The following is a 14,490-nucleotide window of genomic DNA, read 5'->3' as shown; positions in this document are numbered from 1 at the left end:
CATTTGAATAATAATAATGAATGATAGATTATACATTTGAAATAGTGAAAGCTACCTAACAAATAAAATTAAATTTTAATTTATAAAATTTAATTCTCAGCCTGCTTTGCTTGTGTTTCCTCTTCCTACTCTCTCAAGAATAGGTTTTTTGATGGGTAGAATGCAAATATTAGCTATATTTGAAGATTTTAATCAATCCAGTAATGTCTATGACGGGCGTAGCTGCGGCACCAAGTACAATAGAGATAGATTTTACTTTTTTGGTATGGTAATAATTATTACTTTTTAATGCTGAATTTCCTAAGCTTGCGCTTCTTTAAAATCTAAAATTTGCACCGTTTCTTTTGCTAATTCTTAATCCCTGTGGTGGCAATACCCTGAATAAATTGGCGCTGACCAATCAGAAATAATACCATCACTGGAACTGTCGCTATTGTCACCGCTGCCATCATCAAGGGCCAATTATTCGTAAACTGTTCTTGAAACTCAGCCAAAGCCAGTTGCACCGTTCTTAATTCGGGACGGGTTGTGAACACCAAAGGTTTAAACAAATCATTCCATTCACCGATGAAGGTGAACAAAAATAGTGTCACTAAGGCTGGACGGGCTAAAGGTAACATCACCCACCATAAAATTTGCAGTCTATTAGCCCCATCTATGGCTGCGGCTTCCTCTAACTCCACAGGAATTGTCTGGAAATATTGACGGAGCAAGAAAATTCCAAACCCATTGACAGCAGTAGGTAAAATAAGCGCCCAGTATGTATTTATCAGGTGTCCCCACTTCAAAACCAAAAAGATGGGAATCACCAATAACTGAAAGGGAATTACCAAAGTTGCTAAAACAACTAATAGTAGTGCTTGGCGACCTCGAAACTTCAACCGTGCTAAGGCGTAACCAGCTAAAGCAGAAGTGACAATTTGAAACGCCGTCACAGCGATCGCTACCAAGGTAGAATTAGCAAACGCCAGCAAAAATTTTCCCTGCTGCCATGCAATATGGTAATTAGCTAAAGACCAGTTATTTTGGGAAACATTTTCTGGGGTTGCTCCCGTCGGTGTAAAGGAGGTGAGAAAAACCACAAACAGAGGTAGTAAAACAATAAATGCCCCTACCAGTAAGACTACTAGGCTCAAAAAATCGCCAGATTTCAGATTCCACTTTGGTTCGGACATATATTTATCTGCAAAGTATTTGTTTTGCTAGTACTAGAGCATCGCCCCCAGCAAAAGTTAATCTATAAGCATAGTTACTTGTTAAGTTAAATTAAACCACGGAGATTGTTACCCTCAGTTCATAGGGGAAATTCAATCCTGGTGTCAAATAATTCAGATTTACAGGAGTAAACATACCATGCAGCAGCTTGCAGACCAATTTAAAGAATTAGATTTCGAGAGCGAAACATACAAAGATGCTTATAGCCGGATTAATGCGATCGTGATTGAAGGGGAACAAGAAGCCCATGAAAATTACATCACCTTAGCTGGACTGCTACCAGACTCTCATGATGAATTGATCCGCTTATCCAAGATGGAAAGTCGGCATAAGAAAGGATTCGAGGCTTGTGGACGGAATTTGCAAGTAACCCCAGATTTGCAATTTGCTAAGGAGTTTTTCTCCGGGCTACACCAAAATTTCCAAACAGCCGCCGCAGAAGGAAAGGTGGTTACATGTCTGTTGATTCAGTCTTTGATAATTGAATGCTTTGCGATCGCAGCATATAACATTTACATTCCCGTTGCCGACGATTTTGCCCGTAAAATCACTGAGGGCGTAGTCAAAGAAGAATATAGCCACCTCAACTTTGGAGAAGTTTGGTTGAAAGAACACTTTACAGAATCTAAAGCTGAACTTGAACTTGCAAATCGCCAGAACCTACCCATCGTCTGGAGAATGCTCAACCAAGTAGAAGGTGATGCCCACACAATGGCAATGGAAAAAGATGCTTTGGTAGAAGACTTTATGATTCAGTATGGTGAAGCACTGAGTAACATCGGTTTCACAACACGTGATATTATGCGCTTGTCAGCCTACGGACTCATCGCCGCTTAAAAAAGTTAGGAGTGAGAAATTATGAGCCGTACTCTAACTCCTAACTCCTAACTCCCAACTCTCCTAAATTCCCCGCCCTCAAGACAGCATAAGCCTAATAATCACTACATGTTTGGTCTAATTGGACATCTGACTAGTTTAGAACACGCTCAAGCGGTAGCTCAAGAATTGGGATACCCAGAATATGCCGATCAAGGGCTAGACTTTTGGTGCAGCGCCCCGCCGCAAATTGTCGATAGCATTATTGTCACCAGTATAACTGGGCAACAAATTGAAGGACGGTATGTAGAATCTTGCTTTTTGCCGGAAATGCTGGCTAGTCGCCGCATCAAAGCCGCAACGCGAAAAATTCTCAACGCCATGGCCCATGCACAGAAGCACGGCATTAACATCACAGCTTTAGGCGGATTTTCTTCGATTATTTTTGAAAACTTTAAGTTAGAGCAGTTTAGCCAAGTCCGCAATATCAAACTAGAGTTTGAACGCTTCACTACAGGAAACACGCATACTGCCTACATTATTTGTAAGCAGGTGGAAGAAGCGTCAAAACAACTGGGAATCGATCTATCAAGCGCGACTGTTGCTATCTGTGGAGCAACTGGGGATATTGGCAGTGCAGTTACGCGTTGGCTAGATGCGAGAACAGATGTCAAAGAACTTCTGCTAATCGCCCGCGATCAAGAACGTCTCAAAGAGTTGCAAGGCGAACTAGGGCGGGGGAAAATTATGGGTTTGACAGAAGCACTGCCATTAGCTGATGTTGTAGTTTGGGTTGCTAGTATGCCCAGAGGCGTGGAAATTGACCCCACCACTTTAAAACAACCCTGTTTGTTGATTGATGGTGGTTATCCTAAAAACTTAGCGACAAAAATTCGATATCCTGGTGTACACGTGTTAAATGGTGGGATTGTAGAGCATTCGCTGGATATTGACTGGAAAATTATGAAAATAGTCAATATGGACGTGCCAGCCCGCCAGTTGTTTGCTTGTTTTGCCGAATCAATGCTGTTGGAATTTGAGAAGTTATACACGAACTTTTCGTGGGGACGGAATCAGATTACCGTAGACAAAATGGAGCAGATTGGTCGAGTATCAGTAAAACATGGATTTAGACCACTGCTGGTTTAGTCACAGGTGACAGGGAATAGGTGACAGGTTACAGAGAAGGAGTTTTAACTTCATCCTCAATACATAATATTTCCTATCCCCTATTCCTTATTCCCTATCCCCTATTTCCTATTCCCTACCCCCTAACTATGGCAACTACCGAGCGTAAACCGCTACTGTTAGATTTTGAAAAGCCCCTAGCAGAACTTGCAACCCGAATCGATCAAATTCGGCAACTTGCAGAAGAAAATGGTGTCGATGTATCTGGTCAAATTCGTCAACTAGAAGCACGTGCCATGCAACTGCGTGAGGAAATTTTCACGAGTCTATCCCCGTCCCAGCGATTGCAAGTCGCTCGTCATCCGCGTCGCCCCAGTACTCTCGATTACATTCAGGCTATTAGTGATGAATGGATGGAATTACATGGCGATCGCTGTGGTGGTGACGATCCGGCTTTAGTTGGTGGTGTCGGCCGTCTAAGTGGGCAACCTGTGGTGATGTTAGGTCATCAAAAAGGTCGCGACACTAAAGATAATATTGCCCGTAACTTTGGAATGCCTTACCCTGGTGGCTATCGCAAAGCCATGCGGTTGATGGAACACGCTAACAAGTTTAGTATGCCAATACTAACTTTTATCGATACACCAGGAGCTTGGTCTGGGGTAGAAGCAGAACATCAAGGTCAAGGAGAAGCGATCGCTTACAACTTGCGAGAAATGTTTTGCTTAGATGTGCCAATTATTTGCACAGTCATCGGTGAAGGTGGCTCTGGTGGCGCACTCGGTATTGGTGTAGGCGATCGCCTACTCATGTTTGAACACTCCGTTTATACCGTCGCCACTCCCGAAGCCTGCGCCGCCATTTTGTGGAAAGATGCTGGTAAAGCTCCCCAAGCCGCCGTTGCTCTAAAAATTATTTCCCACGACCTGAAAAAGTTGGGAATTATCGACCAAATACTCCCTGAACCCACTGGTGGCGCTCATTCCGATCCTTTAAAAGCTGCTACCACTCTCAAGCAAGTGCTGTTAGAAAATTTAGACGAACTCAATCGTCTAACCGCTCCAGAACGCCGCCAAATGCGTTATGAAAAATTCCGCAAAATTGGTGTCTTTACAGAAGTTGCCCATTAAAGCAACTCCATAATGATAGATTAGCCAAGCAGCAATGCTATAATTGCCTATGTGCTTAAAGATTTTTAACAATCTAGCCATAGGCATTTGCATGTTTTGCAAATCTACTCAATTTGATTGAGTAGTTTTTGTATTATGAAGTAATCTAATTAGAGTCCGCGGCGTGGTTTTCCAGGCGGTGATTTTTTGTCTTCACTGGTAAAATCTACATGCCAATGTTTTACCCCATAATAGCATTTGCCTAATGGAAATCATCAGATTCTTAGATTCCTTTAATATATCCAAACCGAGAAGTGTAAATAATTGGATGGTAATAGGTTTTGGGAACTGCCAAAAAATTGGGAGACACCATGAGTGTTGAGCAAAAAAGACGCGCCCTGATTACTGGGGCTAGTAGCGGAATTGGAAAAGCAACGGCTTTAGCCTTTGCCAAAGCCGGAATAGATGTCGCCTTAGTCAGCCGTTCTTTAGATAAATTGGAGGCGGTAAGAGAAGCTGTACAGCATACTGGGGTAGAAGCAAGAGCTTACGCTGTAGATTTAGCGCGGATCTCTGAAGTCAAAGAAAAGATCCAAGCAATCGCCCTTGATTTTGGCGATATAGATATTCTGGTAAACAATGCGGGTCTTGCCTACACAGCCACCTTGAGCGAAACTCCCCTAGAAGACTGGCAGCAGGTAATTGACTTGAATCTCACCAGCGTGTTTCAGTGCATTGTGGGGATTTTACCTTCAATGCGCGATCGCGGCACAGGGACAATTATCAACGTTTCCTCAATAGCCGCCAAGCAACCGTTTCCCGGTTGGGGAGCATATAGCGTCAGCAAGGCTGGTTTGATAGCCCTCTCTCAAACCCTAGCACAAGAAGAACGCACCCACGGCATCCGTGTCACAGCTATCTCTCCCGGCGCAGTCAATACCGAACTTTGGGACACAGAGACAGTCCATGTCAACTTAGACCGTTCCAAAATGTTAACCCCAGAAATTGTTGCTCAGTCAATTCTTTACACAGTTCTGTTACCACAACAGGCAGTTATTGACGAATTGACCCTGATGCCCAGCGCTGGCGCACTCTAATTAGTCCTCGATCGTTTGTCTTTGTCTTTTGCAAATGACTAATGACCAATGACTAATGACCAATGACTAATGACAAAACCATAACCAAGACTGAATCATGACTATTGCTAGTTCTAACGGTTCCAATTGCTCTCAATCGCCTCTGATTCCCGATTTAGCAGAAGCCATAACTCCTAGACCCGATCGCAATACTCATAATGGGCGACCAGCAGATGTGTTCCCGCCAAGAGAGGAACAGATGGAGGAAATGAAGGACGCGGTGCGGGCAATAATATTGGGCGTTGGCGAAGATCCCGAACGCGAAGGACTTCTCAAAACACCAAAACGAGTGGCCGAGGCAATGCGGTTTCTTACCAGTGGCTACAACCAATCCCTTGAAGAACTCGTTAACGATGCCATCTTTGATGAAGGGCATAGCGAGATGGTATTAGTTAGAGATATTAATTTCTTTAGTCTGTGCGAACACCACATGCTGCCATTTATGGGTAGAGCGCACGTTGCTTACATCCCCAACCAAAAAGTTGTGGGACTGAGTAAACTGGCCCGCATTGTTGAAATGTATTCTCGTCGCTTGCAAGTCCAGGAGAGGTTAACCCGCCAAATTGCCGAAGCAATTCAAACCATTCTGGAGCCTCAAGGCGTAGCCGTTGTGATGGAAGCTAGCCACATGTGCATGGTAATGCGGGGCGTGCAGAAACCAGGTTCTTGGACTGTCACTAGCGCAATGATTGGTGTCTTCCAAGAAGACCATAAAACCCGCGAAGAATTTTTTAACTTGATTCGCCACCAAGCAGCATTCTTTTAGGGAATGGGGAAGGTGGGGCCCCTGAAGGGGATAAAGGGTAATGAGGCATTGAAATAATTAATATTTCTGGTTCCTTTGTTTGCTCATTTCCCTTGACTTCACATTCCCTACTCCCTACCCCCTAATTTTTTAAACAACTTAGTTACTTTATCTAAATCCTTATCTCCAGGTGCGCGTTCCACACCACTAGATAAATCAACGCCGCTAGGACTAATTTGACTTAAAGCTTCCAAAATATTATCTGCTGTTAATCCCCCAGCTAAAAACCAAGGGCAATTGGGGTTAAATTGCTCTAACATTTTCCAATCTAAGGTTTTACCTGTACCACCAAGTTGTTCGGGATGGTAGGCATCAAGTAATAAAGTATCTATGTATTTTGTGTAATTAGCCGCAGTGTCCAGATGCTCAAGACTACGGATCCTTAGCGCTCTAATAATTTCGATATTGGGTAACTCTTGACGTAATTGGTAGCAAAAATCTGGTGATTCATCTCCGTGTAACTGGACACCAGTCAACCCAGAATTAACAACTATCTGACTGATTTCAGGGATACTAGCATTGGCAAAAACCCCAATTGTGTCAATATTTGCTGGGAGTTCTGCCACTGCTACCCGAATTTGGGATGTAGTCACGTAGCGAGGTGAAGTTGGCACACAAATAAATCCTAGTGCTGTTGCCCCCAGAGAGGCGATCGCTATAGACTGCTGTGGTTGAGTGATACCGCAAATTTTAACGCGCATGGAAATATAACAAAAAATTTAGAATAATCATCTGAAAAGTCTAAACTATCTAAAAAACTTTTGGGCCTAGTAATTTTATAATCTTGAGGTCTGCGTTAACTTTTTCATTTAGGAGACAAAAGCTTGATTTCATCTACTTTACTAGCAACTGCTGCAAATGTTCCCGCAACACCTGCGTGGAATCCTACAGTAGGAATTATTATCAGCATCAGCAGCTTAGTAGTGCTTTTGCTAAGTACTAAGATTGAAAAACCCTTAGTTGGCCCCAAATTGCCTATCCTACCGGTCAGTGTTCCAACATTTGTTGCAGCAATGGCTTTTGGTCATATTATCGGTATTGGCATCGTTTTAGGACTGACTAACATCGGTCGTCTATAACTTTGCAATGACCGCGGCGTTACCTGTAACGCCGCGATTAAATACAAAACTAGTAAAACTATGGTTTTTTCCATTTCACACATTCAAAAAGGGGAGTAGAAGAGGAAATAAACAATTCCCAATTCCCAATTTCAGAGTTTTGCTCAGAGACATTAATTGTCTATTCTAGAAATAAGAGCATTTTGTAACTCGGCAGCACCGAATTGATGCTCACAAATACAGGTATAAGCATATACGAAAATATTACAGTATAGGAACTACTGGCAATATCTAGTTTTAGGACAATGTAATGCAAACAAATTGGAAAATTGGGTCTTTATTTGGCATTCCCCTATTTTTAGACCCCTTATGGTTTGTGATTTTAGGGTTGGCAACCCTCAACTTTGGGGTAGCTTACCAGGAATGGGGGACTGCTGTCGCTTGGAGTGCTGGAATAGTTATGGCACTGCTGCTATTTAGTTCGGTGTTGCTACATGAATTGGGTCACAGCTTGGTAGCCCGATCGCAAGGTATTAAAGTTAATTCAATTACTCTATTTCTGTTTGGCGGGATTGCTGCTATTGAAGAAGAATCTAAAACTCCTTTCAAAGCCTTTCAAGTAGCGATCGCAGGGCCATTGGTGAGTATCATACTATTTTTATTCCTCCGCTTAGGAGTTACCGTAATCCCCGATACTAGTCCCCTCAGTGTCATGGTCGGAGATTTGGCGAGAATTAACCTGGTGGTGGCGCTATTTAACTTGATTCCTGGCTTACCTCTAGATGGAGGGCAAGTGTTAAAAGCAGCACTATGGCAAATAACGGGTAATCGTTTTCAAGCCGTACATTGGGCTGCAAAGGCTGGGCAAATTTTGGGTTATGGTGCGATCGCTCTGGGATTTGTTGTAGATTTCTTGACAAGAGAGTTAGCACTTGGTTTGTGGATTGCGATGTTAGGTTGGTTTGCTGTCCGCAACGCCAGTACATACGACAACATGACTACGTTGCAGGAAAGCTTGCTTAAAGTGGTGGCGGGTGATGCGATGACTCGTGAGTTTCGGGTTATAGATGCTGACCAGACATTGCGTTCTTTTGCCGATTTATACTTGTTGGAAACCGCCCCTTCACAGGTTTATTTTGCTGCTTCTGATGGACGTTACCGGGGTCTAGTTTCCATTGACGATTTTCGTGTAACTCAAAGAAGTGAATGGGAAACCCAAACCTTACACAGCATTGTGCATCCTCTGACAGAAATACCCACTGTTACAGAAGCAACAACCATAGCTGAGGTAATTAACAAGCTGGAAAATGAGCAGTTACCTCGAATTACTGTCCTTTCTCCTGCTGGTGCTGTAGCTGGTGTAATCGATCGGGGAGATATTGTGCGATCGTTGGCACAAAAGTTAAATTTGCGGCTCACAGACGCTGAAATTAAGCGGATCAAAGAAGAAGGTAGCTATCCGCCTGGGTTGCAACTGGGAGTCATAGCGAAGTCAATTGGAAATTAAGTGTCATACCCTTGTCATAGTTTTGCAATAGATTCGTCAAAAGCTTGTGTGATATTGAATATGGTATTTGGTTACAAAATGCTTTTTTTGGGTAAAAGGTAGGATTTCCTACCTTTTTTATTTTTAGACCTAAGTTTGACTTAAGAAAATACCCAAAATATCACCAGACACAGTTTTATAATTACTATATCAATACGTAATTAGATTGTATTAAATTTATCTATCGCAACCGCCGAAAACGATCGTGTATTGAAAAGTGCGATCGCATGAAATTATCGTGTAACGAAGAGTGCGATCGCATGAAAATATAATGTTGGGTCTCGCTTTACTCATCCAACCTACAAATAACTTTAATTACCTGTCAGTCTACTAGTATTGCCACCACCGCCAAGATTTCGACCATCTGGACTCTCATACACCTGACCGCTTGTAAAAGCAGTGATAACACTATCTCTGTTAGTACAAGTCATCCTGTCTACCTCTCCAGTCCCTTTATACACCCTCTCAGTGTTGCCACCACCGCCAAGGTTTAGTCCATCTGGACTCCGGTAAATATATCCTCCCTTGAAGGCAGTGAAAAGTGCGTTCTGGCACACTAGCATTTTGTTTACTGTCGCTGAACCAGGGTATGGTTTTGTAGTTCTACCGCCGCCACCGAGGTGTTGCCCATCTGGACTTCGGTAAATAGATCCTCCCTGAAAGGCTGTGTAAATTTCACCATTGTAGTTAATAATATGCGTAGCTTTTCCTCTGCCGTTGTAGACCAGCAATGGATCGCCTCCGGTTACTGGATAAAACAATATCTGAGTTCCCTGAATTTCATACCGACCGGTAGGAACTTGTGCTTTGGCAATTGAAGGTATCAAAGCATTTAAAGAGCATATATTTATAACAGAGATAGCTCCAATAGAGAAAAGAGTTTTTAACAATTTCATACGCTTATTTTTCCGAAAATACTGTGAATTACCCAAGTTATTTAGAGAAAGCGATCGCTTTCTCTATATCTCCTCTAAGAAGTTGGGGATATAAATACTGGTTATCTAAATACTCTACTATTTGGTATAAAGTTTGACGGTCGGAAATGGTCTGAGAAAAGTCGGATCTTTATTAGTTGATTTACCTAAACTTTTTGTAAAAAATCAAGTTGATGATGGGAGTGTTGTAGTTAACCTATTATTGCTACGTAAATAAATCACGGCAGAAGAAGCGATCGCACTAGTCGAGCAATTATTGCCACAGGGACGCTTAACAAAAGTTCAATAAATTGTCTTTCGTCAATCTTGGGCAAGACACACTTACTTAGAGATGGCTGTAAAGTCTGATTACGATTTCAGTTACATCAAAGACGTTGGCTAAGCTGACGCGCATCTAAGTTTGATAATTTAGCGCCTGAACCCGTTTGCTGCCTTAGATTGCCCTGTAAAACTAGATGACGAACAGCTTACTAACTGTGGCGATCGCCTTTAGCCTTGATGGAAAAACTCTCTTCACCAGTGGCTATGAAAAGATAGTTAAATACTGGGATTTAGAAACAGGCAATTGTCTGCAAACTTTAAGACCAGCCCGCCCTGATGAAGGCATGATTATTACTGAAGCGATCGGGTTGGCTGAAGCAAAAGTAGCAACTTTAAAAGGTTTGGAGGCGTTAGAAGTAAATTGATGTAGGACTACAAAAAATGTCTTAACCTCCAAAATCAAAACGCATGATTTTTTGAGTATTCCTCTATTCAACTTGTTGCCGAAGCGATGGTGTTAGAATCATTAATCCTCTAACAATTTCTTCAGGAGTAGCCGTACCATTGATTACCTTTGGTACAATTGCCATAACTTCCAGAGCTAGGTTTGTTGGAATTCCCTTTGCTTCTAACCGCCTCAATTCCAAAATATCAATACCTTTTGCCAATCCATCCAAATACTCTTCTACACTCACTCCTAAATTTTCAATCTCCAACATAAGTATAATTTCCTGTTTTTTGTTCGATTCTTAGCTATCAAAACCTACCAAGTTGGAAAATTATTAAAACTTCCAGTTTAAAGTGAGTAAAATGTAGGGACGTGATATACTACACCTCTCACTTACCCTGGTTTTATGGCACTGCCAATTGTTGCAATTATCGGACGCCCAAATGTGGGCAAATCCACCCTGGTTAATCGACTCGCCGGGGAACAAACGGCGATTGTCCATGATGAACCGGGAGTGACACGCGATCGCACTTACATGCCAGCTTTCTGGAATGGTCGTGAATTTTTAGTCGTAGACACTGGTGGTTTAGTCTTTAATGATGATACCGAATTTTTACCACTGATTCGCCAACAGGCAATGACAGCCCTGGCAGAAGCTTGTGGCGCTATTTTTGTCGTCGATGGTCAAACAGGCCCCACATCGGCAGACCAAGAAATCGCCGAATGGATGCGCCAACAACGCGTACCTGTACTATTAGCTGTAAATAAATGTGAATCTCCAGACCAAGGCTTAATGCAAGCTGCCGAGTTTTGGGAATTGGGATTGGGCGAACCTTACCCCATCTCCGCAATTCATGGTAGTGGCACAGGAGAGTTACTCGACGAGTTAGTTAATCACATCCCTGCTGTTGAAGACATTCCCGAAACTAATGAAATCAAAGTAGCGATTGTGGGTCGTCCGAATGTGGGCAAATCGAGCTTACTCAACTCTTTTGTTGGCGAAGAGAGAGCAATTGTCAGCCCAATTTCCGGCACAACTCGCGATGCTATTGATACCGTCATTGAACGAGACGGGCAAACCTACCGCTTAATTGACACCGCCGGGATTCGCAAAAAGAAACATATAGAATACGGTACAGAATTCTTTAGTATTAACCGTGCTTTCAAAGCGATTCGTCGCGCCGACGTGGTTTTATTAGTAATAGATGCTGTAGATGGAGTCACTGAGCAAGACCAAAAATTAGCTGGGCGGATTATCGAAGAAGGTCGGGCTTGCATCATCGTCGTTAATAAATGGGATGCTGTCGAAAAAGACTCTTACACAATCTACGACTACGAAAAAACCCTGCAATCACGGTTACACTTTACCGAGTGGGCAGAAACAATTTTTGTGAGTGCCTTGTCAGGACAACGAGTAGAAAAGATTCTCGAATTGGTGAAAACGGCCGCTGAATCACACAAACGTCGTGTCAGCACATCAGTTATTAACGAAGTTTTAACAGACGCTGTTAGTTGGCATTCACCGCCAGCATCTCGTGGTGGCCGTCAGGGCAAAATTTATTATGGTACACAAGTAAGTAGCCAACCACCAACGATCGCACTATTTGTCAATGATTCCAAACGCTTCAACGACAACTACCGCCGCTACATTGAACGCCAATTCCGGCAACAGCTAGGATTTAAAGGCACGCCCATTATTCTACTCTGGCGCAGCAAAAAAGTCCGTGATGCCGAAATTGGTAACGTTAATAGAGCAACTCGCGTCAAAATAAGTTAGGAAGTCATTTAGGAGTTAGGAGTTAAAGCCAAAACTGCTAACTATAGAACCCTACAGACTTGAGTACTCGCGTCAAATTAAGTTAGGAGTTATGAATTAAGAGTTATGAGTTAAAGTCAAAATTGCTAACGATAGAACCCTATCGACCTGAGTTTGATCGCAGCACAAGGTGAAAGTTATGAGTTAAATTCCTAACTCCTAACTCCTAACTCCTAACCCCTCACTCCTAACTCTATCTGAAATGGATTTATTGCGATCGCTGCCACTTGGACTTTATTTAGAACAACCCCAAACTTGGCTGCATAAAATCGATCCGCGAGTCAAGTTCGCCTGGTTGATGAGCTTTTTAACAAGCTATGTTTTTGCTAACAATATTTGGCGGGTAATGCTGGTGGTAGTGTTGATTGCTGCCACTTTGATTGCTAGGATTCCCCGCCGAGTATGGCAGCAGCAAATGGGTTGGCTGTTAATGCTATCGTTTTTTATTTTAGCGATCGGAGCCATCAGTCCCGATGGAATGGGTGTAGATTATCAGCCACGCTTACCAGCTAATGAACAAATATTAACCCAGCAAGCAAACTCCAAAAATATTGTTCCAGAGCAGGTAAGCGATCGCAAAAAATATAGTTATGTGCTATTTCACAAAGGCCCAGTCAAAGTAACTCGTCGCTCCTTGGATTTGGCTGTACGCCTGAGTACACTTATATTTACCGTGATTTACAGCACCAACCTGTATCTGCTGACAACCGCACCAGAAGAAATCACCTCTGGCATAGAAAGTTTAATGCAACCTTTACGACGCTTTAAGTTGCCTGTCACAGAAATTGCTTTAACTTTAACCTTGTCCTTACGTTTTATTCCCCTAGTTTTAGAAGAAGTGCAAAACTTATTTCGCTCAGTTATGACAAGGGCAATTAATTGGAAAAAGCTGGGATTGAAAGGAGGATTCAAGGTTTGGATGACAGTAGCAGAGAGACTTTTGGAAAATCTCCTCTTACGAGCCGACCAAATGGCCAATGCAATGATGGTGCGGGGTTTTACCAGTCCCAACGAGCATCGAGTGCAGTGGCATGATTTACGATTCAAAGGGCGTGACTGGCTTGCTATTGCGACTTTAATTGTATTCTGGGGAATACGCATAGCTATCGGAACTCAGGTTTAATTTTGCACCGAGAAAATGGTATAGAGGTAATTGTCAGTAGTTGTAGCTATTTGTACTCACTGCTGAAAACTGTTAACTAACTATGAGCAACCCTTAGAAACAGTATGATCGAGGCTTGGTATTGGCGATCGCTACCTTCAGAAAAGCGCACAGGTTCAGAAGTTTTTGCTACTCTTTTTCGCCCCACCAATCCATCGGGAATTGCAACCCTACTGGAAAGTCCTTACCCAACGCCAATCGATCATCCCCAATTCAGCCGATATTCTATCTGTGCAGGCGCTCCTCGTCTAGTCGATGGCATCCCCCAAATGTGGACACCAGAAGTAGGAGAAGTTTTTCCCTTCCTAGAAAAGTTGTTACAGCAAGAAGTAGGAAGAGATGAGGAGGATGAGGGGGATAAAGTAGTATTTTCTTCCCCACCTCGCCATCTTCCCTTCACTGGCGGTTGGTTAGGTTGGCTAGGCTACGATGTGGCATGGTAAATTGAACAGCTACCCCATCAGAAAATTGATCCCCTATCATTTTCTATAGCTTTTTGGTATGAACCAGATTGTTTTGCCGTTTTAGATCACGCTCAACAAATTCTTTGGCTAGCCGCCAGTGATGCAAGTAGACTTGATGAGTTACAGGATAAATTAGCAAAGAAAGACGCGGCGAAAGAATTCTCCATTTCTCCTTGTCCTCATATCCCCGTGTCTTCTTCGCCTCCTCTGTTTTTGACATCGCAAGCAGATTATGAAACAGGCGTAAACCAGGCAAAAAAATATATTCAAGCTGGAGACATCTTTCAAGCAAATCTTTCATTGCGATTTCAAGCCTCTACAACAGCTTCTGGTTGGGAAATTTATCAGGCTTTGCAAAAAATTAATCCTTCTCCTTTTGCTAGCTATTGGCAAACGCCTTGGGGAGAAGTCATCAGCTGTTCGCCGGAACGGGTAGTCATGTTGCAAAATCAGCAAATTGGCGTGGCTATTTAGATTTAAATATCTTAATCCGCACCCTGCTAAGCTGTTACGCAGCTAGATTGGATAATAAGAGATTAAATAATTAATCCAGTATCAGCCACCTATGCCAGCCAAAAATCATCTTTCTGA

At 42.7% G+C, this 14,490-nt stretch carries 14 protein-coding genes and 1 pseudogene; 11 read left to right on the top strand and 4 right to left on the bottom strand.

All coding sequences use genetic code 11. The features are described from left to right. Positions 1-347: 347 nt before the first annotated feature. A complete protein-coding gene (locus V7K42_RS11335) occupies positions 348-1,175 on the bottom strand; it encodes a carbohydrate ABC transporter permease (RefSeq protein WP_334916184.1) in 828 nt (275 codons plus the stop codon). Between the two features lie 178 nt (positions 1,176-1,353). Here V7K42_RS11335 and V7K42_RS11330 point away from each other — a divergent pair, with 178 nt between their 5' ends. From V7K42_RS11330 to folE, 5 genes are all read left to right on the top strand, one after another. Beyond that, on the top strand, positions 1,354-2,052 hold the full coding sequence (locus V7K42_RS11330) for an aldehyde oxygenase (deformylating) (RefSeq protein WP_334916182.1): 699 nt from the start codon (positions 1,354-1,356) through the stop codon (positions 2,050-2,052). A 108-nt stretch (positions 2,053-2,160) separates the two neighbouring features. Further along, positions 2,161-3,180, top strand: coding sequence for a long-chain acyl-[acyl-carrier-protein] reductase (locus tag V7K42_RS11325; RefSeq protein WP_334916180.1), 1,020 nt, complete (start codon positions 2,161-2,163; stop codon positions 3,178-3,180). Between the two features lie 128 nt (positions 3,181-3,308). Beyond that, positions 3,309-4,289, top strand: coding sequence for an acetyl-CoA carboxylase carboxyltransferase subunit alpha (locus V7K42_RS11320; RefSeq protein WP_094332956.1), 981 nt, complete (start codon positions 3,309-3,311; stop codon positions 4,287-4,289). 350 nt (positions 4,290-4,639) lie between these two features. Continuing rightward, positions 4,640-5,365, top strand: coding sequence for an SDR family oxidoreductase (locus V7K42_RS11315; protein WP_334916178.1), 726 nt, complete (start codon positions 4,640-4,642; stop codon positions 5,363-5,365). 97 nt (positions 5,366-5,462) lie between these two features. Further along, complete coding sequence (gene folE / locus V7K42_RS11310) at positions 5,463-6,170, top strand: GTP cyclohydrolase I FolE (protein WP_334916176.1); 708 nt, start codon at positions 5,463-5,465, stop codon at positions 6,168-6,170. Positions 6,171-6,277: 107 nt separating this feature from the next. On the opposite strand, the gene V7K42_RS11305 is transcribed toward folE, so the two are convergent. Next, entirely contained in the window at positions 6,278-6,910 is a 633-nt protein-coding gene (locus tag V7K42_RS11305; RefSeq protein WP_334916174.1) for a phosphoribosylanthranilate isomerase, read from the bottom strand. A gap of 123 nt (positions 6,911-7,033) precedes the next feature. Here V7K42_RS11305 and psaK point away from each other — a divergent pair, with 123 nt between their 5' ends. Together psaK and V7K42_RS11295 are read left to right on the top strand one after the other, a co-directional pair. Further along, positions 7,034-7,288 carry a photosystem I reaction center subunit PsaK gene (gene psaK / locus V7K42_RS11300; protein WP_334916172.1) on the top strand — a complete coding sequence of 85 codons (255 nt, stop codon included), beginning with the start codon at positions 7,034-7,036 and terminating at the stop codon, positions 7,286-7,288. A gap of 289 nt (positions 7,289-7,577) precedes the next feature. Then, entirely contained in the window at positions 7,578-8,774 is a 1,197-nt protein-coding gene (locus V7K42_RS11295; protein WP_334916170.1) for a site-2 protease family protein, read from the top strand. Positions 8,775-9,124: 350 nt separating this feature from the next. On the opposite strand, the gene V7K42_RS11290 is transcribed toward V7K42_RS11295, so the two are convergent. Next, positions 9,125-9,709 carry a hypothetical protein gene (locus tag V7K42_RS11290; RefSeq protein WP_334916168.1) on the bottom strand — a complete coding sequence of 195 codons (585 nt, stop codon included), beginning with the start codon at positions 9,707-9,709 and terminating at the stop codon, positions 9,125-9,127. Between the two features lie 494 nt (positions 9,710-10,203). Here V7K42_RS11290 and V7K42_RS11285 point away from each other — a divergent pair, with 494 nt between their 5' ends. After that, complete coding sequence (locus V7K42_RS11285; protein ID WP_334916166.1) at positions 10,204-10,434, top strand: hypothetical protein; 231 nt, start codon at positions 10,204-10,206, stop codon at positions 10,432-10,434. Between the two features lie 63 nt (positions 10,435-10,497). Here V7K42_RS11285 and V7K42_RS11280 read toward each other — a convergent pair whose 3' ends face one another. Further along, the gene (locus V7K42_RS11280; RefSeq protein ID WP_334916164.1) at positions 10,498-10,728 is read right to left on the bottom strand and encodes a hypothetical protein; all 231 of its coding nucleotides are present in this window, start codon (positions 10,726-10,728) and stop codon (positions 10,498-10,500) included. A 135-nt stretch (positions 10,729-10,863) separates the two neighbouring features. Here V7K42_RS11280 and der point away from each other — a divergent pair, with 135 nt between their 5' ends. The 3 genes and pseudogenes from der to V7K42_RS11265 all read left to right on the top strand — a co-directional run. Next, complete coding sequence (der, locus tag V7K42_RS11275) at positions 10,864-12,234, top strand: ribosome biogenesis GTPase Der (RefSeq protein WP_334892342.1); 1,371 nt, start codon at positions 10,864-10,866, stop codon at positions 12,232-12,234. A gap of 241 nt (positions 12,235-12,475) precedes the next feature. After that, positions 12,476-13,396 (top strand): energy-coupling factor transporter transmembrane component T family protein, encoded by a 921-nt coding sequence (locus tag V7K42_RS11270; protein ID WP_334916162.1) that lies wholly within the window; start codon positions 12,476-12,478, stop codon positions 13,394-13,396. A gap of 104 nt (positions 13,397-13,500) precedes the next feature. After that, positions 13,501-14,346, top strand: a pseudogene (locus V7K42_RS11265) (chorismate-binding protein); the annotation flags it as partial. Positions 14,347-14,490: the final 144 nt, after the last annotated feature.

This window comes from Nostoc sp. (assembly GCF_036917455.1).
In the GTDB taxonomy this organism is placed as follows: domain Bacteria; phylum Cyanobacteriota; class Cyanobacteriia; order Cyanobacteriales; family Nostocaceae; genus Nostoc.
Note: the sequence above shows the minus strand (reverse complement) of the source record. Positions and strands in the feature narration are given on the sequence as shown.